This window comes from Frigoribacterium sp. Leaf8 (assembly GCF_001421165.1).
Taxonomy (GTDB): Bacteria; Actinomycetota; Actinomycetes; order Actinomycetales; family Microbacteriaceae; genus Frigoribacterium.
Genome location: NZ_LMKB01000005.1, coordinates 1048678 through 1069533 on the forward strand (window position 1 = coordinate 1048678; position 20856 = coordinate 1069533).

Below are 20856 nucleotides of genomic sequence, written 5' to 3' on the forward strand. Positions count from 1 at the left end.
TGACGAGTCTGGTCGATGCTCCTGTGATCTGCAATACTCTTAGCTCCTAAGACATTCAGCGACTGAAGGATCACCATGCGCACCCTCGCCCGCATCGTCAGCGGCCACCGCACCGCCTGGGCCGTGCTCGCCGCGACGGCCGTCGCCGTCGCCCTGCTCTTCACGGTCCTGCCGCAGAGCGAGGGCGACGCGGCCCCGCCGTCGGGCGTCCCCGACACGAGCCAGTCGGCCCAGGTGGCCGAGTTGCCGACGACCTTCCCGAGTGCCGAGACGACGGTGGGCATCCTGGTCTTCAGCCACGACGGCGACCGGCTCGACGCCGCCGACCTGACCGCCGTCGACGAGCGGGCGGCCGCCCTCGCCGAGCTCGCCACGACCCCGCAGGCCGTCCGGCCGCAGATCAGCGACGACGGCACCGCGGCGATCGTGGCCGTCCCGCTCGACGCCACGACGGTCGACGCCGACGTCGCGGGCACGGCGACGAGCCTGCGGGACGCGGCCTCGGCCGACCTGCCCGCCGGGCTGGACGCCCTGCTCACCGGGCCGATCGGGTTCCAGGACGACATCGCGAACGCCTTCGCCGGGGCCGACTTCCGGCTCCTGCTGGTCACGGTGGTCGTCGTGGCCGTGCTGCTGATCGTCACCTACCGCAGCCCCGTGCTGTGGATCGTGCCGCTGGCCGTCGTCGGTGCCGCGGACGCCCTGGCCGGCCGGGTCGCGGCCGCCGTCGCCGAACCCCTGGGCATCCCGCTCGACGCCTCGATCTCGGGCATCCTCTCGGTGCTCGTCTTCGGCGCGGGCACCAACTACGCCCTGCTACTCGTCGCGCGTTACCGCGAAGAACTGCTGCTCGAGCCCGACCGCCATCGCGCGATGCGCACGGCCGTGACGAGCGCCGGGCCCGCCATCGCGGCCAGCGGCGGCACGGTCGCCCTGAGCCTCCTCACGCTGCTCCTCGCGTCGCTCACGGGCAACCGGGCCCTCGGTCTCGCCTGTGCGATCGGCGTCGGCGTCGCGATCGTGTTCGCCCTCGTCGCCCTGCCGGCGGCCCTGGTGGTCTGCGGTCGCGGGCTGTTCTGGCCCTTCGTGCCCCGCGCCTCCTCGTCCGGGCGCGACCGCGTCTCCGACGGGGCCGACGCGACGCGGACGGCCGACGCCACCGCAGGAGGCGCGGCGCACCACGCGGCACCGCGACGCGGCTTCTGGGACCGTCTCGGGCGCGGCGTCCGACGCCGTCCGGCCGTCGTGGCCGTGGCGTCCGTCGCGGGCATCGGCGTCCTCTGCCTCGGCCTGAGCGGCTACGCCGTCGGCCTCTCGCAGACCGACCAGCTGCTCGGCGACCCCGATTCGGTCACCGCGCAACAGGTGATCGACGACTCGTTCTCGGCGGGGCTGACCAGCCGCACCACCGTGATCGTCCCCTCGACGGTCGCCGACGAGGCCACCGCGCTCGCGTCGGGCACGGACGGCGTCGACACGGCCACGACCGGCGAGACCGAGGGCGGACTGACGCGCGTCGACCTGCAGCTGTCCGCCGAACCCGAGAGCGACGCCGCGTTCGCCACCGTCGAGCGTCTGCGTGCCGGGTACGCCGACGCCGGCGGCGGCCTCGCCGACGCGCTCGTCGGGGGCAGCGACGCCACCGCCTACGACACGAAGGTGGCGGCGCAGGCCGACATCGACCTGATCGCGCCGATCATCCTGGCGATCGTGTTCGCCGTCCTGGCCCTGTTGCTGCGCTCGCTCGTGGCCCCCGTCCTGCTCATCGCCTCGGTGCTCGCCACGTTCTTCGCGAGCCTCGGGGCCTCGACCTGGCTGTTCCAGAACGTGCTGGGGTTCCCCGCGCTCGACACGGCGGTGACGCTGTACGCGTTCCTGTTCCTCGTCGCCCTCGGGGTGGACTACAACATCTTCCTCACCACCCGGGCCCGCGAGGAGGGCCTCGTGCACGGCACCCGCGAGGGGATGGTGCGAGCCCTGGCCTCGACCGGCGCCGTCATCACGAGTGCGGGCATCCTGCTGGCGGCCGTCTTCGCCGTCCTCGGCGTGCTGCCGGTCGTCGCCCTGACCCAGGTCGGCGTGATCGTCTGCCTCGGCGTGCTGCTCGACACCCTGGTCGTGCGCACCGTGCTGGTGCCCGCGCTCGTCTTCCTCACCGGTGACGCGTTCTGGTGGCCGAGCCGGCGTCCGTCGGTTCAGCCGCAGGCGCCCCAGAGCCCGACCCTCGACGCCTCGGCCGACGCCTCGGCCGCGACGAACCGGTCGCGGTAGCGGTACGCGTCGTCGTAGGTGTCCTCGCGCCCGTAGCCCTCGGCGACGAGCCGCTCGTTCAGCATCGTGCCGTCCGGCGACCAGACGTAGCGCAGCAGCCGGTCGTAGCGGTCGGCGTCACCCTGCGAGGCGTCGTCCTCGAGCCAGACCGTGGCCCCCTCGGGCAGGGTGGCCGTCGTGAAGGCGCTCGCCTCGGGTCCGAAGCAGTCGACGGGCGCGTCGGGCTTCACGGTCTCGGGGGTGTCGACGCCGATCAGGCGGATGCGCTCGCGCTCACCCGCCACCAGGACGACGACGGTGTCCCCGTCGACGACCCGGTCGACCACGGCCTCGACCGCCGCGGCCGGGACGCTCGCGGGCACGGGGACCGCACCCGCGCCTCCCGGGTCGCCACCCGCCGACCCGTCGCCGAGGAGGCGCGGGAAGGCCACGAGGACGGCCCCCGCCACGAGCACCACGAGGACTCCGAGCAGCCGGCGCGGCGTGAGGCGACGACGCGACGGACGGCGACGCGCGCTCACTCGGCGAGCCGCGTGCCGCGGAGCTCGGGCAGCATCGTGGCGGCGACGGCCCCCACGACGAAGACCGCGCCGAAGACGACGAACAGGGTGGGCGGCCCCCCGAGGGCGATCAGCGGGGGCACCGACAGCGGCGCGGCGATCGAGGCGATGCGCCCGACGCCGGCGGCCCACCCCGCGCCCGTGCCCCGCAGCGGGGTCGGGTAGAGCTCGGGCGTCACGGCGTAGAGCGCCCCCCACGCGCCGAGGTTGAAGAACGACAGGGCCATGCCCGCGACGAGGATCTGCGCGACGCTGCCGCTGACCGCCCCGAAGCCGAAGAAGACGGCCGCGACGGCCGACCCGAGCAGGAAGGTCGCGAGCGTCTCCCGGCGTCCCCACTTCTCGATCAACCAGGCCGAGGCCGCGTAGCCCGGCAGCTGCGCCAGGGTGATGATCAGCACGTACCCGAACGAGCGCACGAGCGGGAACCCGGCCGCGACGAGCAACGACGGCAGCCAGACGAAGGCGCCGTAGTACGAGAAGTTGGTCATGAACCAGACCACCCAGATCGCGACCGTGCGGCGCGCCATGCCGGCACCGAAGAGCCGGCCGACGGAGGCGCGGGCCGGCTTCTCGACGACCCGCGCCTCCTCGGCGGCCACGGTCGGGGCGGCGACGCCGGCCGCCTGCTCGAAGCCGCGGACGGTGCGCTCGGCCTCGTCGTGACGCCCCTTCGACTCGAGGAAGCGCACCGACTCGGGCATCCTGAGGCGGACGAACACGGCGTAGAGCGCGGGAGCGGCACCGATCAGCAGGGCCCAGCGCCAGCCGTCGTCGCTCGTCGGAATCACGAGGTAGCCGACGAGGGCGGCCCCGATCGAGCCGACGGCCCAGAACGCCTCGAGCAGGACGACCACCCGGCCCCGGATGCGCCGGGGTGAGAACTCGCTGACGAGGGTCGACGCGACCGGCAGTTCGGAGCCCAGGCCGAGTCCGACGACGAAGCGCAGGACGAGCAGCACGCCGACCGACCAGGACAGGGCCGAGAGGCCGGTGGCGAGGCCGTAGAGCAAGAGGGTCAGGGCGAAGACGGTCTTGCGGCCCAAGCGGTCGGCCAGCGAACCACCGACGGCCGCGCCGATCGCCATGCCCGCGAACCCGGCCGACGCGACCCAGGCCAGTTGTCCGGCCTGGTCGCTCCACACGGTCATCAGTTGGGCGATGACGAACGAGAGCAGGCCGACGTCGAGCGCGTCCAGGGCCCATCCGATGCCCGAGCCGGTCAACAGGCGACGGTGCTTCGAGGTGAACGGCAGCTCGTCGAGGCGCTCGCTGCGCGTCGGGGCGACCGGGGTCGAGGTGGGGACGGGGGTCATCGGGGCCTGTCGTCTCAGCGTGTCGTCGGGTCGGGCGGGTGGTCGGGCACGGACTCCTCGCGTGAGGCGGACCGGGCCACTGGGCAGTGTAGGAGCCGTGAAGATGGCCGCGGCTACAGACACCGGGGCCGCGGCACCGTAGCCTCGGGCGGACCGGATCATCTCGGTCCGCGACGGAGGCACCACCATGGCAGAGAAATCAGCGAAAAAAGGCACCGCGAAGGTTGCCGTGCGCTCTTTGAAGGAGAAGCGCGCCGACAAGAAGGCCAAGAGCGCGACGGGTGGCCACTCGGAGGACATCGTCTCCAACGCCAAGAAGCGCTGACGCACGACGTCCCCGAAGGGGCGCCGACCTCCGCACCGGGTGACCGGTCGCGAGGCGGCGCCCCTTCGTCGTTCCCGGCACGCGGCGACGCCCGCGACGACGCCTCGGGTCGGTCCGGGTGTGACACGACGACCACACCTGACATAACCTCGACCTCGTGGCCCGCGATCAGGGGTGGGGCCGGAGGGACGACGACATGATCGACAGGCGCATCAGGGCATGGGCGGCGACGGGGGTGACGGTCGTCGTGGCCGGCGCGCTGGCCCTCGGGGGCGCGACCAGCGCCTCCGCCGCCGGACCGGGAGCGGTCGGCTGGGCCGACTTCACCGTCGACGGGACGGCTCGTGCCTACACGGGCACGATGACGCTCCCCGGGGACTTCCCGCAGGCGACGTTCACGTCGACCTCGCGCCAGGCGACGATCCCCAGCGGATCGAGCACGTGGCAGGGCACGGGCACGCCGGTCGGCGCCGAGTACGACTCGAGCCGCGGTCGCTCCTACCTCAACCTCCGTCCCGCCCAGGACTCGCCGACCGCGGCCGCCGCCTCGGTCACGACCTACACCTTCGATCGCGCCACCCCCGCGAGCGACTGGTCGTTCGTGCTCGGTGACGTCGACGCCGACCAGGTGACGGTGTCGGCCACCGGCGCCGACGGTGTGGCCGTGCCCGCCGACGCCCTCGGCTTCGGGAGCACGTACAACTACTGCCGCACCGCGGCCGGCGGCCCGTCGCCGTCGTGCGACGCCGCGGGACTGCGCGACGTGCCGACCTGGAACGCCGCCACGGGCGTGCTGACCGGCAACGCCACCGCGTCCGACACCGAGGGCGCCGCCGCCTGGTTCAGCCCGACCGTGCCGCTGTCGACGCTGACCTTCACGTACCAGCAGCGTTCCGGGTTCCCCGTCTACCAGACGTGGTTCGTGACCAAGACCTTCACCGCGAGCGGGGTGGTGACGAACGACGGCGCGGCCTACCCCGGAGCGATCGTGACGGTCGTCGACCCGGCGACCGGTGAGGTCGTCGGGACCACCACGACGGTCGGCCCCGACGGCACCTGGTCGGTCCCCGGCCTCGTCTCGGGCACGCCCTACGAGGTCGACGTCACCACACCGGAGGACGCCGCGGATCTGCCTGCCGTGCCCTTCACCATCGCGGGCGACGACTCCCCCGGACTCGACTTCGCCTTCGCCGGCGCCGTGCCCCCGGTGGCCACCGCGCCCCTCACGGTGACAGTCGTGGAGGCCGACGGGACGCCCGTGGCCGACCGTCCGGTGAGCATCGTCGTGCCCGGCCAGATCGACCCGGTGGCGTCGGGGACGACCGGAGCCGACGGCTCGGTCACCTTCGAGGGGCTCGACCCCGCGGCCGAGTACGACCTGGTCGACGAGGTCACGGGCATCGCCCGCGGTCCGGTCACCACGGCCTCCGGCGCGTCGATCACGCTCGACCCGACCGTCGAGATCACGACGAGCATCGTGAACGCCGATGGATCGGCACCCGCGACCGGGTCGACGGTCGACATCGTGCCGGTCGGCGAGACCGCGCCGGTGGCGAGCGTCGAGACCGGCGCGGGCGGCTCGTTCACGGCCGACGGCCTCACCCCCGGCGAACAGTACGAGGTGGTCCTCAACGAGGACGTCGACTCGGCCGTCACGATCACCGCACCTGCGACGAGCGGGACGATCCCGCCCGTGCAGATCGCGGCCCCTGCGACCGTGTCGGTCGAGGGCACCGTCGTGGACTCCGACGGCACGCCCGCCGCCGACCTCGAGCTGTCGCTGATCGAGGCGGACGCCACCGACCCCGAGCCCGTCGCCACCCCGACCACCGACGCCGCGGGCGTCTACCGGGCCGACGACCTCGTCCCCGGCACGACCTACGACGTCGTGGCCGACGGCGAGGCCATCGGGTCGTTCACGGCGCCGACCGCCGACGGGACCGTCCCGACCATCACCCTCGCCGCGCCTCCCGTGGTGACCCCGGTGCCCGACCCCGAGCCGACCCCCGACCCGATCGTCACGCCGGCTCCCGTCGTGCCGGCAGCCGGAGGCCAGGGCACGGGCGGCACGGGCACCGGCGGCTCGGGCCGACCGCTCGCCTACACCGGCAGCGAGCCGGGCCTGCCGCTCGGCGTCGCGGCGGCCGCCCTGGCCCTCGGCCTCGCGCTCGTCACGGGCTCGGCCGTCACCCGTCGCCGGGCGGGGCGCCGCTGACCGCGGCGGCCCCCGGGGCCCGACCCCACGAGGCAGAGGAGGCGCGGTGTCCGGTCGACGGGCACCGCGCCTCCTGCGGTCCGTCGGCCCGTGGGCCCGTGGGCCCGTGGGCCGGGCATGTGCCCGCACCGGGTGCGAGGGAGTTGGCTCGGGACCATGAAGAACACCACACTCGGCCAGGTCGACGGCGGACTCGACGTCGGCCGCCTCGGCCTCGGCCTCATGGGCATGTCCGCCTTCTACACCGGCAACAGCACCGACGACGACGAGTCGGTGCGCGTCATCCACCGCGCGCTCGACGTGGGCGTCACCCTGCTCGACACCGCCGACATGTACGGCCCGCACACGAACGAGCAACTGCTCGGCCGCGCCCTCAAGGGCCGCCGCGACCAGGCCGTCGTCGCGACGAAGTTCGGCAACGTGACCGACCCCGAGGCCCGCGCCGAACGCACGGTCGACGGTCGCCCCGAGTACGTCCGCCGGTCGGTCGACGGCTCGCTGAAGCGCCTCGGCATCGACCACATCGACCTCTACTACCAGCACCGCGTCGACCCGCTCGTGCCCATCGAGGAGACCGTGGGCGCCATGGGCGAGCTCGTCACGGCCGGCAAGGTGAGGTTCCTCGGGCTGTCCGAGGCGGCGCCCGAGACGATCCGCCGTGCCCACGCGACGCACCCGATCACCGCCCTGCAGACCGAGTGGTCGCTGTGGAGCCGTGAGCCCGAGGCCGAGATCCTGCCGACCGTCCGCGAGCTCGGCATCGGCTTCGTGCCCTACTCGCCGCTCGGTCGGGGGTTCCTCACGGGCACCATCCGCTCGGTGGACGAGCTCGCCGAGGACGACTTCCGCCGGTTCGCTCCCCGCTTCTCGGGCGACAACCTGCAGTCCAACGTCCGCATCGTGCAGCAGGTCGACGAGGTCGCCCGGGCCGTCGGCGCCACACCGGGTCAGGTCGCGCTCGCCTGGCTGCTCGCCAAGGGTGACGGCATCGTGCCGATCCCGGGCACGAAGCGCCGCGCCTACCTCGACGAGAACGTCGCGGCCGACGACGTGGTGCTCGACGCCGAGCAGGTGCACCAGCTCGACGACGTGGCCGCGCCGAAGGGTGCCCGCTACGCCGACATGTCCACGGTCGACAAGTAGCGAGGCGACCGGCGTCGGCTCGGCCGTCGGCCTGCGTGAGCCGTCGCTCCGCCACCCCGCCACCCCGCCACCCCGCCACGAAATGAACATCCCGCCATCTTTTCTCGTGGCGGGATGTTNATGTTCACTTCGTGGCGGGGTGAGACGTCCGGGCGCGGAACGAGGGCGAGCCCGAGGAGGCGCGGGTACGGTCGAGCGATGGACGACGTGATCAGACGCCGGGCCCTCGTGCACGGTTCGGTGCAGGGCGTGGGTTTCCGTTTTTCGACCGAGGGCGAGGCGGACCGACTGGACGTCGGCGGCTTCGTCCGCAACCTGCCCGACGGGACCGTCGAGGTCGAGGTCGAGGGACGGCCCGACCGGGTGGCGCTGCTGCTCGAGTGGCTGGACGAGGGACCTCGTGGGGCCCGGGTCGACCGGGTCGAGGTGAGCGAGATCACCCCCGTGGGCGAGAGCGAGTTCAGCACGCGCCACTAGCCCGAGCGACGATCAGAACGGGGCCCGGCGGCCGGAGACGAGAGACCCGGCCCGGACGCTCGCACACACCCGACAGTGTGGAGTGCCCGGACCGGGCGTTCAAGGGTACCTGCTCGACGGCCCGGCCCGATCACCCGGACCGGTTCGGTCGGACCGTCCGGCCCGGTCGGCCCGGGGCGTCCGATCTCGTCGACCGGTGACCTCACATCCGGTGCCGCTGCCGCGTCTACGGGGTGGATACCATCGCCGAGAGCCAGGAGGCACCGTGAGCGTCCACACCAGCGTCGACACCCCCGTCGGTCCGTTGACCGTCGTCGGGGGCGAGACGGGCCTCGTCGGCCTCTACTTCGACGAGCACCGCCACCTGCCCGATCCGACCGGCTTCGGCCCGGTCTCGCGGGACGGCGTCGGCCTGAGCGACTTCGCCGAGGTCGGGCGCCAGCTCGGCGAGTACTTCGGCGGCGAGCGGCGCTCCTTCGACCTCCCGCTGGCACCGCGCGGCAACGACTTCCAGGTGCGGGTGTGGACGCTCCTCCGCGACATCCCCTTCGGCGAGACCCGCAGCTACGGGCAGCTCGCGACCGCGCTCGGCGGCGTCGGCCTGGCCCGGGCGGTCGGCGCCGCCAACGGGCTCAACCCGTTGAGCATCGTCGTGCCGTGCCACCGCGTGGTCGGCTCGGGCGGGGCCCTGGTCGGCTACGCCGGCGGGCTCGACCGCAAACGGTTCCTGCTCGGGCTGGAGGCCGACCAGCCGTCGGGCCCCGACTCCGGTCGGCTGTTCTGACGTGGAACCCTTCGAGCGCGTGGTCGCCCGGCACGGTCGCACGGTCTGGCGCGTCTGCCGGGCCGTGCTCGACGAGCACGACACCGACGACGCCTGGAGCGAGACGTTCGTGGCGGCCCTCGTCGCGTATCCGTCGCTCCCCGCGTCGACGAACCTCGAGGCGTGGCTGGTGACCATCGCGCACCGCAAGGCGATCGACGTGCTGCGGGCACGGGAGCGTCGCCCCCGCCCGGTCGAGACGGTGCCCGAACCGCCGCCCGCGCCTCCTCACGACGAGACCGTCGCGCGCGCGGACGAGCTCGACGGGGCGCTGCGCACCCTGCCGCCGGGCCAGCGGCGTGCCGTGGTCTACCACCACCTCGTCGGGCTCTCGCACCGCGAGGTGGCCGAGCTGACCGGCATCAGCGCGGACGCGGCCCGGCGTGCGTCCGCGGACGGCATCGCGGCGCTGCGGCGGCTGCTCGCGGAGCCGGCGACGCCCCGACCGGCTGACGCCTCCGACCGGGCCGCCGGCCGCGCCTCCGTCCCGTCCGCCTCCCCCGAGCCGAAGGGCACCCGATGACCGCCTCCCCCATCGACGCGTCGACCGACCCCGGCGACCTGTTGACCAGCCTCGACCCGACCGACGAGCGACTCGCCGCGCTGCGCGCCCGCTTCGCCGAGACCGCCCTCGGCGTCGGGGCGGTCGACGTGGCCTACCGCACCCTCGACTCCCCCGTCGGCCTCCTGCTGCTCTGCGCCACCGACGTGGGCGTGCTGCGGGTGGCCTTCGAGATCGAGGGGCACGACACGGTGCTCGACCGCCTCGCCTCGACGGTCAGCCCGCGCATCGTCGAGGCGCCGTCACGGCTCGACACCGTGGCACGCGAGCTCGACGAGTACTTCCGCGGCGAGCGCCGCGCGTTCGACCTGCCGCTCGACCGGCGCCTGTCGACGGGGTTCCAGCGGACGGTGCTCGAGCACCTGCCCGACATCGGCTACGGGTCGACGACGAGCTACGCCGCGGTGGCGCTGGCCTCGGGCAGTCCTCGCGCGGTGCGGGCCGTCGGCACGGCCTGCGCCACCAACCCCCTGCCGCTCGTCGTCCCCTGCCACCGGGTGGTGCGGAGCGACGGGACCTCGGGCAACTACCGTGGGGGCATGGCGGCCAAGCAGATCCTGATCGACCTCGAGGCGGGGGCGTGAGCGACGCGGTGACCTCCGGCGTGACGACGGCCGACCCGGGAGCGGTGCCGTCTGACGTTGCGGGCGCGGGCGTCGTGGTCGGTGACGACGGGCTGGCCCGGCCGGTCTGGGCATCGACCGATCCGCTGTTGCGCGAGTACTACGACACCGAGTGGGGGCTGCCGGTCCGGGACGAGCGGGGCCTGTTCGAGCGGCTGAGCCTCGAGGCGTTCCAGTCGGGGCTGTCGTGGGCGACGATCCTCCGCAAGCGTCCGGCGTTCCGGAGCGCGTTCTCCGGCTTCGACCCCGAGGTCGTCGCGCGCTTCGACGACGAGGACCGGGCACGGCTGATGGCCGACGCGGGGATCGTCCGCAACCGGCTCAAGGTCGACGCGACGATCCGCAACGCGCGGGCGACGCTCGACCTGAGGGCCGACGGCGGCCTGGTCGACTTCGTCTGGTCGTTCCGGCCGGCCGAGACTCCCCGGCCCCGCACGATGGCCGAGGTGCCGACGACGTCGCCGGAGTCGCTCGCCCTCTCGCGGGCACTCAAGGCGAAGGGGTTCACCTTCGTGGGGCCGACCACCATGCACGCGCTGATGGAGGCCGCGGGCATCGTCGACACGCACCTCGTCGACAGCCACCGCCGCGGGTCGTCCGGGGTGTGGGCCGACGACGGCCGGCCGGTGCCGGACGGCGGCCCCCGGGCGGCCGGGTCGTGACCGCGGACTCGCCCGACGGGGCGGCACCCGACGGGGCGGCACCCGACGGGGCGGCACCGGTCGGGGCGGTACCGCACGGGGCGATACCGCACGGGGCGACCGCGCGCTTCGTCGTCGAACCCGTCGGCGCCTGGGACCACGCGCACGCCGTGGGATTGCTGGCGGCGCACAGCGTGCCGGGAGCCGAAGCCACCGACGTCGCCGCGGCCACGCACGCGCGACTGGTCGAGCTGGGTACGGGAGCCGCCCGCGCCTCCCACCGTCTCGACCTGTCGTTCGCGGCGACCGGGGTCGACGTCGCGCTGACCGGGCCCGACGGCGTGCCGCCGACGCAGGCGACGGTCGACGAGGCACGACGCGTCGTGCGGACGTGGCTCGACCTCGACACCGACCTCGACGACGTCGAGCGGGGCTTCGCCGACGACCCCGTGCTCGGGCCGCTCGTCGCGGCGCGTCCGGGCATCCGCGTGACGGGCAACCCCGACGGGTTCGAGACGGCCGTGATGACGGTGCTCGGGCAGCAGGTCTCGCTCGCCGCGGCGCGCACCTTCACCGGGCGGCTCGTCGCGGCCCACGGCGAACCCGTCGCGGGGACGGGCCTGACGCGGTTCCCCCGCGCCGACCGCCTGGCGGACGCCGACGTCGACGAGCTGCGGGCCGCGGTCGGGGTGACGAACGGTCGCGCGCGGACGATCCACGCCCTGGCCGAGGTCGTCGCCGACGGACTCGTCATCGCCCCCGACGTCGACCACGCCGACGCCCGCCGACGCCTGCTCGCCGTGCCCGGCATCGGCCCGTGGACCGTCGAGTACCTGGCCGTGCGCGCCCTCGGCGACCGCGACGCCTGGCCGGCGGGCGACCTCGTGCTGCGGCGCGTGATGGGCGGGGTGACGACGAAGGAGGCCGAGGTCGCCGGGGCACCGTGGTCGCCCTGGCGCGCCTACGCCCTGTTCCACCTCTGGGCCGCGGTGCTGCCGACCGCGCCGTGAGGCGTTCGGCGCCACCTGCCGAGGACGACGACCGGACGAGGAGGCGCGGTGCGCCTAGCCTCGGAGGCCCACCACGAGAGGACCCCCCGATGAGCGACGCCCGCACGAACCCGGACCCGCACGAGCCGGACGACGAACTCGGCCACGGCGACGCGCTCGACCAGGCTGCGGTCGAGGCCGCCGCGATCGAGACGCACCGGGCCGCCCACGGCACGGGCCCGACCGACACGCAGGGCGAACCCGCCGCATCGGGCGACGCGACGCCGGACGGCGACGTCACGCAGCCGCTCGGCGGCAGCCACTCGGGCGAGGACGGCTACGTCGCCGTGAGCCCCGGGGGCGTCTCGGGCGAGCAGGACGCCGCCTTGACCGTCGACGACGAGGACCCGCACTCGGCCGACCCCGAGGCGAACGCCCACCGCGGCGACATCGGCGCGAACCGCGGCGGCAGCGGCGGCCGCTGACCCGTGTGAGACCCCGGGAGGGCGCCGAGACCCACGTGCGCGAGCCGGGGCCTCGGCCCCTTCGTGAGGTCTCGGCGGCGACCGGGTGGTGCATGCTGGTGGGGATGACTGACACGCGCCCCCACCTCGACGACTTCGCCCGCTTCATCCAGGCCTCGCCCTCGTCCTTCCACGCCGCGGCCGAGGCCGCCCGCCGGCTCGACGACGCCGGGTTCACCGCCCTCGACGAGACCGCCGAGTGGCCCTCGGGCCCGGGCCGTCGCTACGTCGTGCGCGACGGCGCGGTCATCGCCTGGATCGAGCCGGCCACCGCGACGGCCACGACGCCGTTCCGCGTCGTCGGAGCGCACACCGACTCCCCCGGCTTCAAGCTGAAGCCCAAGCCGACGACCGGCACCCGCGGCTGGCTGCAGGCCGGCGTCGAGGTCTACGGCGGTCCGCTGTTCAACTCGTGGCTCGACCGCGACCTCGAGTTCGCCGGCCGACTGGTCACCCGCAGCGGCGAGACGCACCTGGTGCGCACCGGGCCGCTGCTGCGCTTCCCGCAGCTCGCCGTCCACCTCGACCGGGGCGTCAACGCCGAGGGCCTGAAGCTCGACCCCCAGCGCCACCTGAACCCCGTGGTCGGGGCGGGGCCGCTCGACGAGGCCGACGTCCTCGGCCACCTCGCCGGGTTGGCCGGACTGACCGGAGCCGACGTGACCGGGTACGACGTGGTCGTGGCCGACACCGCGCCTCCTGCGGTCCTGGGGATGTCGGGCGAGCTCTTCGCCGCCGGGCGCATGGACAACCTGTCGTCGACCCACGCCGGTCTCGTCGCACTGGTCGAGACGGCGACCTCGGGCGTCGAACTCGACCACGTCGCCGTGTTCGCGGCGTTCGACCACGAAGAGGTCGGTTCGGCCACCCCGTCGGGTGCGGCCGGGCCGCTGCTCGAGGACGTCCTGGCCCGGGTCTCGGCCGGTCTCGGGGCGACGACGACCGATCACCGCCGGGCACTCGCCGGGTCGTGGTGCCTGAGCGCGGACGCCGGGCACGCGGTGCACCCGAACTACCCCGAGCGGCACGACCCGGTCAACCAGCCGGTCGTCAACCGCGGGCCGCTGCTCAAGATCAACGCGAACCAGCGCTACGCCACCGACGGGCTCGGGGCGGCCGAGTGGTCACGGGCGTGCGAGCAGGCGGGTGTGCCGTTCCAGGAGTTCGTCTCGAACAACTCGGTGCCCTGCGGCTCGACCATCGGACCGATCACCGCGACGCGACTCGGCATCCGGACGATCGACGTCGGCATCCCGTTGCTCGGCATGCACTCGGCCCGCGAGTTGTGCGGCGCCGACGACCCGGCCTACCTGTCACGCGCCGCCGCCGCCTTCCTCGCGCCGGACGCGTAGACCCGGCGCGGGCCCGATCCGCAGGCCCGGCGCGGACGGCCGCGGCCCTGCCCTGCTCTGCTCTGCTCTGCTCTGCTCGAGGCGGTTCGCCGTGACATGACGGTCTGACATGTCACGGTAGTTTGGTGCGATGCACGAGGCGAATCGACTACGACTGGCGGACGTCGAGATCCGGTACGGGCGCCGACCGGTGGTGGCCGCTCCCGCACTCGAGATCGCCCGATCGTCCACGACAGCGCTCGTGGGAGCATCCGGCAGCGGCAAGAGCTCTCTGCTTCGCTGCCTGACGGGCCTCCAACGCCCTTCCTCGGGTCAGGTCTTCGTCGACGACCTCGATCTGACGTCCCTGTCCCCCTCCCGGCTCGCTCGGCGACGGCGAGAGCTGTTCGGCATCGTCCTTCAAGACGGCGGCCTCGTACCGTCGTTGTCGGCCTTGGACAACGTGCAGATCGCTCTCGACCTCCGCCGCATCCCGAAGTCGCGATCCACTGCCCGATCGACCCTCGCCGACCTCGGCCTGACCAGACTGGCCGACCGGCGACCCGACGAGCTGTCCGGCGGCGAGCGGCAGAGAGTCGCCTTCGCCCGGGTGCTGGCCCAACGGGCACCTTTCGCGACGTTGGACGAACCGACCTCGAGCCTCGACGCCGAGAGCCGCGCCGACGTCGTCGACGGCATCCGTGCGCTCGCGGCCGCGGGGTGCGGCACGGTGCTGGTCACGCACGATCTCGAGCTCGCCGCCAGCGTCGACGCCGTCGCGGCGATCACCGAGGGGCAGGTCGTCACGCATCTGACCCCGACGACGGCGTCGGACATCCGCCGGCGGATGCGAGCCGTGCACGACACACAGAGCGAAAGATGATCGGCCTCACTCGTCTCGCCGCGGCCTCCCTGCGCATGCTCGCGACCGATCGGGCCACCTGGTTCGCCTACGGCGCCGTCGTCCTGGTCACCACCGTCGTCGCCGGCCTCGCCCTGACGGGTGTCGACTCGGCAGGCGGTGCGCCCGCCCCCCTCGGAGGCATCGTCCGCTCGTGGACGACTCCCGCGGCGTTCATGGCCGTCGTCGCCGGCACGACGTGCCTCGCCGCCGTGTCACGGCTGACCCAGTCACAGTTCGACCCGACCCGTCTCGCCTGGGTGCCCTTGGGCGTCCTGCCGTGGCAGGGGCGCGCGCTCATCGCCCTCGAGACGGCCGTCGTGACGGTCGCGGCCGCCACGGGGGGTGTCGCCATCGTGATCGTGACGGCCACGGCCCTCAACCCCCTGACAACTCCCTGGGGCTCCCTCGTCCTCACCACGGGTCCACTGGTCACCGTCGGCACATCGGTCGTCGTCGCCTTGTCACTGACCCCGGCGCTGGCAGGTGCGACGAGCCGCTTCCCGCCGCGTCCGCGACGGGCCGGGCTCGGCCGCGTGCTCGGTTGCGCGATCCCCGTCGCGGCCGTCGTGGTGCTCCTGGCCCTGATGCCGTCGACTTCGATGAGGGACGACGACGTGGCCGGGCTGGTGCCCTGGTCGCTCCTCCTCGTCGTCCTCGGCTCAGTCGCCGCGTCCACGATCGGCCCTGCGGCCTGCCGTCTCGCCGCCGCCGGGCTCGGTCTGGTTGCGCGGGGTACCCGATGGACCATTCCCCGACTCGCCTTCCAGGCCGTCGCGGACGGCGTCCGCCGCGATGGCGCGGGCATCTCGGTGCCGATGGTCGGCGTCGCCGTCCCCGGCGGACTCGCCGCCGTCTTCCTGGCGGGCGACGAGGCCCTCCGTGCGTTCGGTTCGCTGGTCACGTCGGAGACGACGATCAACTGGGCGGCCGTGACCGGTCTCGCCACGGCGCCCGCCCTCCTCGCAGCGGTCACGGGTGCACTCGTCTTCAGCCTGTCGGCCCCGATCCGTCGAGACACCGGGCGAGCACTGCTCGCCGCGGGAGCCGCCCCGGCGACCCTTCGGGCCATCGCCTCCTTCGAGGCCGTCCTGCTCTGGGCTCTCGGGGCCCTTGGCGCCGTCGCCGTGGTAGCGGTCTCGGCCTCACCTCTGTTGTCGGCCGCCCAGGCCGACCTCGGCACGTGGGCGGCCGTGATCGTGAACCCGGTCACCCTGTGCTGTTCCGGGCTCGCCCTCGTCGCACTGCTGATGGGCAGTTCGTTCGGCCGACGGTCGTGACCGGCGGCGGATCAGCCGAAGGCCTCCGCCGCCGGTGCCCCGAGCGCCCAGGCCAGGACCGCCGGCCACTCGCCGTAGCCCGAGTCCGGGGTGAGGTGACCGCCTCGGGGCACGACGACGACCGGGGCGTCGACCCGCGCCTCCCAGGTGTCGACCGGGCCGAGCGGCAGCCACTCGTCGTCGTCCCCGGCGACGACGACCGACTCGGCGTCGTCCCCGAGCGCGAGCCGCCGCCCGTCGAACAGCTCCCCGGCCACGAACGCGTGGATCGGCTGGCCGGCGATCAGCTCGGGCGACGGAGGCGCGACCAGCGCCACCCGGTCGGCGGACGGAGGCGCGACGCCGGCCTGCAGCCTCAACCAGAGCAGGCACGAGAGGCTGTGGCACAGCACCGTCACCGGACGGCCCGCGGGCAGGGCGGCCCGTTCGTGTCGCACCGCGGCGTCCCAGGCGGCGGGCGTGGGCTCGTCGGCGTCGGGCAGCTGCGGGTAGCGCACCGCGTGTCCGCGGGCCTCGAGCTCGCCGGCGAGCCAGCGCTGCCAGTGCCCCTCGGGACGATGGTTCTGCCAGCCGTGCAGGATCAGGAAGGCCGTGGGCGGGGTCGGCGTCGGGGCGGTCGCGTCGGTCACGGTCCGATCATGCCCCGAGCCGGCGTCCTCACGTGGCAGGGTCGACCCATGACGTCACACCCGTACCGCGCCCGGTTCGGCCACGGCTACGCCTTCGAGGGCGAGCCCACCCTCGACGGTCCGCCGCCGACCCGATTCCACGTGACGACGCGCAGTCGGGTGATCGGCCACGGCCGGGCCGCCTTCGAGGCCGCAGGGGACGCCGTGCTGCACTGGCAGGTGCACCGCGGCTCGGGCTTCGTGCCCCTCGAGGTGCCCGTCCGCGTGGCCGTCGGTGCGACGAGCGTCTGGGGCGTGACCCTCGGCCCCGTGCACCCACCGGTCGCCTGCCGGGTGTTCGCCGTCGTCCGGTCCGCCACCGAGATCGGCTTCGGACACGCCGCCCTGGTCGGCCACCCCCAGCGCGGCTGGGAGAGCTACCGCGTGCACCACCACGACGACGACCGCGTCACCCTCGACATCCGCGTCGTCTGGCTCCCCGCCGCGTGGTGGATGCGGGCCGCCGGGCCGGCGTCCGCACTCGCCCTCTCGCTGATCCTGCGGCGCAACCTCCGTGCCCTCGACGTCGTCGTGGCCTCCGCCTGACGGCACCGCGCCCTCACCGGACGGCCCGGTCACCCCTCCGTGGGGACGAGGAGGCGCGGCTCACGAGAACAGGTCGTCGAGCCACCTCTGCCAGGCCGACCCGGTCGCGGCGGCGTCGGCCCCGTCGGCGAAGTCGTGGACGCTGACGCTCACCCCGGCCCCCCAAGCCTCCCGCCCGAAGACGCGGACGAGCGCGCTCGCGGTCCGCAGCCCCACGAACGACGCGGTGCGGTACGAGAGTCCCGCGGCGACCGGACCGACGCCGGGCAGGTCGACCACGACGGCGTCACCGACCTCGACGTCGTCGGCCAGGTCGAGGGCCTGCAGCACCCGGGCGGCCGATCCCGCCGCCCGCGACGACTCCGGGGCGTCGACGCTCGTGAACGTGGCCTCCCGCCCCGTGAACCATGCGACGTACTCGGCAAGGGTGTGCAGGTAGAAGTCGGTGTGCTCCTCGACGCCGGGCACCTGCCCCTCGTCGAAGACGCTCGAGTGCCGGTAGGTCAGCCGGGTCGCCTCCTCGGTGTCGTCGCCTGCCGCGAGGGCGAAGTCGAGCTCGTTGAACCAGCCGCCCTCGCCCTCCATGCGGTTGGCGTAGTGGCGACCCGGTCGCCAGGCCGTGACCACCGCACCCGGCCCGGCCGCGCCTCCCACCCGGGGTTCGACCTCACCGGGCCAGAGCCACCCGCCGGTGCCCGTGGTGACGGCGTCGAAGACCACGGCGGGAGGCGCGGCGAGGGTGACGGTCCGGACGATGTCGGCAGCGGGCACGATGACTCTTCTCTCGTCGAGGCGGGTGGGTCGAGGCGGTGGGGCGGAGGCGGTGCGCCGCGGGCGGGACCCGGCGGGGTCAGCCTGCCACCGGGGACCCCGCCCGCGCCACCGTCCCGGGCTCCGAGCCCACCGTGCCACACTGATCCGATGACCCCTCGACGTCGCCACGCCGGTTCGCCACGGCGTTCGGCCGCCCGCGACGCCTCGCGAGCGGGGGACGTCGACACGACCGTCACCGTGCGTCGCGTCGAGCGGGGCGACCTCTACGTGCGGGTCAACACGATCGGCGACACGGGCGAGCGTCCGTTCGTCCTCGTGCCGGGCATCGGCGTCTCGTCCGACTACTTCGAGCGCCTCGCGCCGAACCTCAACGAGTTCGGCCCCGTGCACGCTCTCGACCTGCCGGGCTTCGCCGGGGTGCCGCACCCGGGTCACGCCCTGAGCATCCGCGAGTACGCCGACCTCGTCGGCACCGCCATCGACGAACTGGGACTCCACGACCCGGTCGTCGTCGGGCACTCGATGGGCACGCAGATCGTCGTCGACCTCGCCGCGCGCCGACCCGACCTGTCGACCGTCGTGCTGATCGGGCCGGTGATCGATCCGGCCCATCGACACGTGCTCGAGCAGGCGGTGCGGTTCGCCCGGGCCGCCTGGCACGAGCCCGGCCGGGTGAAGTTCCTGGCCCTGAGCGCCTACGTGCTCTGCGGGGTGCGTTGGTTCTCCCGCATCCTGCCGAAGATGATGACGTACCCGATCGAGCGGCACCTGCCGCAGATCGCCGCCGACACCCTGGTCATCCGGGGCGAGCACGACGCCGTCGCCCCACGCGAGTGGGTGCGCCGCGTCGGCGAACTGCTGCCCTCGTCCCGCCTGTGGGAGATGCCCGGGGCCGCCCACTCCGTCATGCACGCCCACGCCGAAGAGGTCGCCAAGCTCTGCGTCGAGCACGCCCAGCAGCCGATCCGGCACGACGAGGGCGTCGAGCTGCACCACTACGTCGATGCGGGGGACGGCGACGAGAGCGACGACTTCAGCCCCAGCCCGGCCGACTTCGTGAAGGCCGTGGGGGCGCGCCTGCGTTCGACCGCGGCGACCATGCGCGGTGACGACGAGGCCCTCGCGAAGGCCAAGACGGACCACGCCGAGTCGATGCAGGCGGCGTTCGACCGTCGCCAGGCCGAGAAGGCCGCGGCCGGCGCCGACCCCGACGACGGCCCGCACATCGAACCCACGACCGGCGGCGCCGACCGCTGACGGTGCGGCTCGTCCCGGCCGCGCCGGGCCGGGCCGGGGCGGGTCGGGTCGGGTCGGGTCGGGAACGCAGGAGGCGCGGGTCGCCTCGCCGCCGCCCCTCACGCCCCCGAGACGGTCAGCCCGATCAGCACGAGGTTGAGGGCCACGACGACGACCACGGCCACCCAACCGGCGATCCGCGTCCCGACGGCGTTGACTCCCGTGCCCATGAGCGACCGGTCGCTCGTCGCGACGACGAGGGGCACGAGGGCGAAGGCGATGCCGAAGCTCAGCACGACCTGGCTGAGCACGAGCAACCACGTCGGGCTGATGCCCGTCGCGAGCAGCACGAGGGCCGGGATCAACGTGACGACCCGGCGCACCATGAGCGGCACCTGCACGTGCAGCAGGCCCTTCATGATCTCGGCGCCCGCCATCGCCCCGATCGACGTGGACGCGAGACCCGACGCGAGGAGGCCGACGGCGAACAGGACGCCGATCACCGGCCCGAGCGCCGCCGCGATGGCCCGCTGGGCCCCGGGGATCGTATCGGTGCCGTCCTGACCCGACAGGGTCGAGGCCGCGAGCACGAGCATGGCGATGTTGACGCCGCCGGCGACGAGCAACGCCAGCACGACGTCCCACCGGGTGGCCTTCAGCACGCGGGCACGGTCCGCCCCCTCGGCCACGACGCCGTGGTGGTCGCGGGTGAGTGCGGAGTGCAGGTAGACCGCGTGCGGCATGACCGTCGCGCCGAGCATCGACGCGGCGAGCAGCACGGCCGTGCTGTCCTCGAAGCGGGGCACGAGACCGGCGAGCATGCCTCCGGCCGACGGCGGGGCGAAGAGCAGCCCCGCGCAGAAGCCGAGCGTGAGGACGGCGAGCAGGGCGATGACGACGGTCTGGAAGACTCGCCCGCTGCGGTACCTCGTGAGCAGCAGCAGGCCGAGCGAGACGAGGCCGGTGATCAGGCCCCCGACGACCAGCGGCACCCCGAAGAGCAGCTGGAGCGCGAGGGCTCCCCCGATGATCTCGGCGACGTCGGTCGCGGCCGCCACCAGCTCGGCCTGACCCCAGTACGCCAGCCGGAGGGGCCGACGACGGAGGCGCGTGCCCATCACCTCGGGCAGCGACCGACCCGTGACGATGCCGAGCTTCGCCGACAGGTACTGGACGAGCACCGCGATGGCGTTCGCGAGGACGAGCACCCAGAGGAGCGTGTACTGGTACGCCGCCCCAGCCGTGAGGTTGGCGGCGACGTTGCCGGGGTCGACGTACGCGATCGCGGCGACGAACGCCGGGCCGAGCAGGGTGCCGCGGGGTCGGGCGTGCACGACCTGCGGGGCACGGCCGTCACGGGGTCGGTCGGCGTCGGCACGGCGGGTGTCGGACGAGCTCATGCCTCGACCCTAGCAAGATTTCGGTGTCCCGAAACCTTGGTGTGAGGCCTCCGTAACCCGCCCGCAGGCCGCACGCCGCACCCGCACACCGAACGCCGCGCCCGAACGCCGAGAACCCCGTTCCCGAAGACGAACCACGATTGATCGGGGTTCTTCTTCGCGAACGGGGTTCCTCGGTGATCGGACGTGCCCGATCGGTCGAGCGGGGGTGTTACTCGGTGGCGGCGGTGATCTTCGCGACGCCGACGAGC

General features: G+C 73.9%; 20 protein-coding genes. 15 read left to right on the plus strand and 5 right to left on the minus strand.

Annotation, left to right across the window (positions count from 1 at the left end):
- Positions 1-75: 75 nt before the first annotated feature.
- Positions 76-2271 carry an MMPL family transporter gene (locus ASL10_RS09575; protein ID WP_056046640.1) on the plus strand — a complete coding sequence of 732 codons (2196 nt, stop codon included), beginning with the start codon at positions 76-78 and terminating at the stop codon, positions 2269-2271.
- Here ASL10_RS09575 and ASL10_RS09580 read toward each other — a convergent pair.
- Together ASL10_RS09580 and ASL10_RS09585 are read right to left on the minus strand one after the other, a co-directional pair.
- Positions 2196-2792 (minus strand): thermonuclease family protein, encoded by a 597-nt coding sequence (locus tag ASL10_RS09580; protein WP_056046641.1) that lies wholly within the window; start codon positions 2790-2792, stop codon positions 2196-2198. The genes ASL10_RS09575 and ASL10_RS09580 overlap by 76 nt on opposite strands.
- Positions 2789-4147, minus strand: a complete 1359-nt coding sequence (locus ASL10_RS09585) for an MFS transporter (protein ID WP_056046643.1) — start codon at positions 4145-4147, stop codon at positions 2789-2791. Before ASL10_RS09585 ends, ASL10_RS09580 begins: the two co-directional genes overlap by 4 nt.
- Before the next feature lie 521 nt (positions 4148-4668).
- Here ASL10_RS09585 and ASL10_RS09590 point away from each other — a divergent pair.
- The 12 genes from ASL10_RS09590 (at position 4669) to ASL10_RS09645 (ending at position 15981) form a co-directional block, all read left to right on the plus strand.
- Positions 4669-6687: a hypothetical protein gene (locus tag ASL10_RS09590; protein ID WP_157485360.1), complete on the plus strand. Its 2019-nt coding sequence runs from the start codon at positions 4669-4671 to the stop codon at positions 6685-6687.
- Between the two features lie 156 nt (positions 6688-6843).
- Positions 6844-7830 (plus strand): aldo/keto reductase, encoded by a 987-nt coding sequence (locus ASL10_RS09595; RefSeq protein WP_056046647.1) that lies wholly within the window; start codon positions 6844-6846, stop codon positions 7828-7830.
- A gap of 198 nt (positions 7831-8028) precedes the next feature.
- Positions 8029-8307, plus strand: coding sequence for an acylphosphatase (locus tag ASL10_RS09600; protein ID WP_056046650.1), 279 nt, complete (start codon positions 8029-8031; stop codon positions 8305-8307).
- A 265-nt stretch (positions 8308-8572) separates the two neighbouring features.
- The gene (locus tag ASL10_RS09605) at positions 8573-9091 is read left to right on the plus strand and encodes a methylated-DNA--[protein]-cysteine S-methyltransferase (RefSeq protein ID WP_056046652.1); all 519 of its coding nucleotides are present in this window, start codon (positions 8573-8575) and stop codon (positions 9089-9091) included.
- A 1-nt stretch (position 9092) separates the two neighbouring features.
- Entirely contained in the window at positions 9093-9653 is a 561-nt protein-coding gene (locus ASL10_RS09610) for an RNA polymerase sigma factor (protein ID WP_082460320.1), read from the plus strand.
- Positions 9650-10276 (plus strand): methylated-DNA--[protein]-cysteine S-methyltransferase, encoded by a 627-nt coding sequence (locus tag ASL10_RS09615; protein WP_056046655.1) that lies wholly within the window; start codon positions 9650-9652, stop codon positions 10274-10276. Before ASL10_RS09610 ends, ASL10_RS09615 begins: the two co-directional genes overlap by 4 nt.
- 44 nt (positions 10277-10320) lie before the next feature.
- Entirely contained in the window at positions 10321-10977 is a 657-nt protein-coding gene (locus ASL10_RS09620) for a DNA-3-methyladenine glycosylase I (protein ID WP_157485463.1), read from the plus strand.
- Positions 10974-11966, plus strand: coding sequence for a DNA-3-methyladenine glycosylase 2 (locus tag ASL10_RS09625; protein WP_200922584.1), 993 nt, complete (start codon positions 10974-10976; stop codon positions 11964-11966). The genes ASL10_RS09620 and ASL10_RS09625 overlap by 4 nt, the downstream gene beginning before the upstream one ends.
- Positions 11967-12055: 89 nt before the next feature.
- The gene (locus tag ASL10_RS09630) at positions 12056-12430 is read left to right on the plus strand and encodes a hypothetical protein (RefSeq protein ID WP_056046657.1); all 375 of its coding nucleotides are present in this window, start codon (positions 12056-12058) and stop codon (positions 12428-12430) included.
- A gap of 104 nt (positions 12431-12534) precedes the next feature.
- On the plus strand, positions 12535-13821 hold the full coding sequence (locus tag ASL10_RS09635; protein WP_056047805.1) for a M18 family aminopeptidase: 1287 nt from the start codon (positions 12535-12537) through the stop codon (positions 13819-13821).
- Between the two features lie 130 nt (positions 13822-13951).
- Positions 13952-14683 carry an ABC transporter ATP-binding protein gene (locus ASL10_RS09640; protein ID WP_056046659.1) on the plus strand — a complete coding sequence of 244 codons (732 nt, stop codon included), beginning with the start codon at positions 13952-13954 and terminating at the stop codon, positions 14681-14683.
- The gene (locus tag ASL10_RS09645; protein ID WP_056046661.1) at positions 14680-15981 is read left to right on the plus strand and encodes a hypothetical protein; all 1302 of its coding nucleotides are present in this window, start codon (positions 14680-14682) and stop codon (positions 15979-15981) included. Before ASL10_RS09640 ends, ASL10_RS09645 begins: the two co-directional genes overlap by 4 nt.
- A gap of 11 nt (positions 15982-15992) precedes the next feature.
- Here the strand turns inward: ASL10_RS09645 and ASL10_RS09650 are convergent, their stop codons facing one another.
- Complete coding sequence (locus ASL10_RS09650) at positions 15993-16610, minus strand: alpha/beta hydrolase (protein WP_056046663.1); 618 nt, start codon at positions 16608-16610, stop codon at positions 15993-15995.
- A 48-nt stretch (positions 16611-16658) separates the two neighbouring features.
- Here ASL10_RS09650 and ASL10_RS09655 point away from each other — a divergent pair, with 48 nt between their 5' ends.
- Positions 16659-17195 carry a DUF1990 family protein gene (locus ASL10_RS09655; protein WP_056046665.1) on the plus strand — a complete coding sequence of 179 codons (537 nt, stop codon included), beginning with the start codon at positions 16659-16661 and terminating at the stop codon, positions 17193-17195.
- 60 nt (positions 17196-17255) lie between these two features.
- Here the strand turns inward: ASL10_RS09655 and ASL10_RS09660 are convergent, their stop codons facing one another.
- Entirely contained in the window at positions 17256-17966 is a 711-nt protein-coding gene (locus tag ASL10_RS09660; protein WP_056046667.1) for an SRPBCC domain-containing protein, read from the minus strand.
- A 150-nt stretch (positions 17967-18116) separates the two neighbouring features.
- Between ASL10_RS09660 and ASL10_RS09665 the strand changes: the two genes are divergently transcribed.
- Positions 18117-19226, plus strand: a complete 1110-nt coding sequence (locus ASL10_RS09665) for an alpha/beta fold hydrolase (RefSeq protein WP_056046669.1) — start codon at positions 18117-18119, stop codon at positions 19224-19226.
- Between the two features lie 98 nt (positions 19227-19324).
- Here ASL10_RS09665 and ASL10_RS09670 read toward each other — a convergent pair whose 3' ends face one another.
- On the minus strand, positions 19325-20605 hold the full coding sequence (locus ASL10_RS09670) for an Nramp family divalent metal transporter (RefSeq protein WP_056046670.1): 1281 nt from the start codon (positions 20603-20605) through the stop codon (positions 19325-19327).
- Positions 20606-20856: the final 251 nt, after the last annotated feature.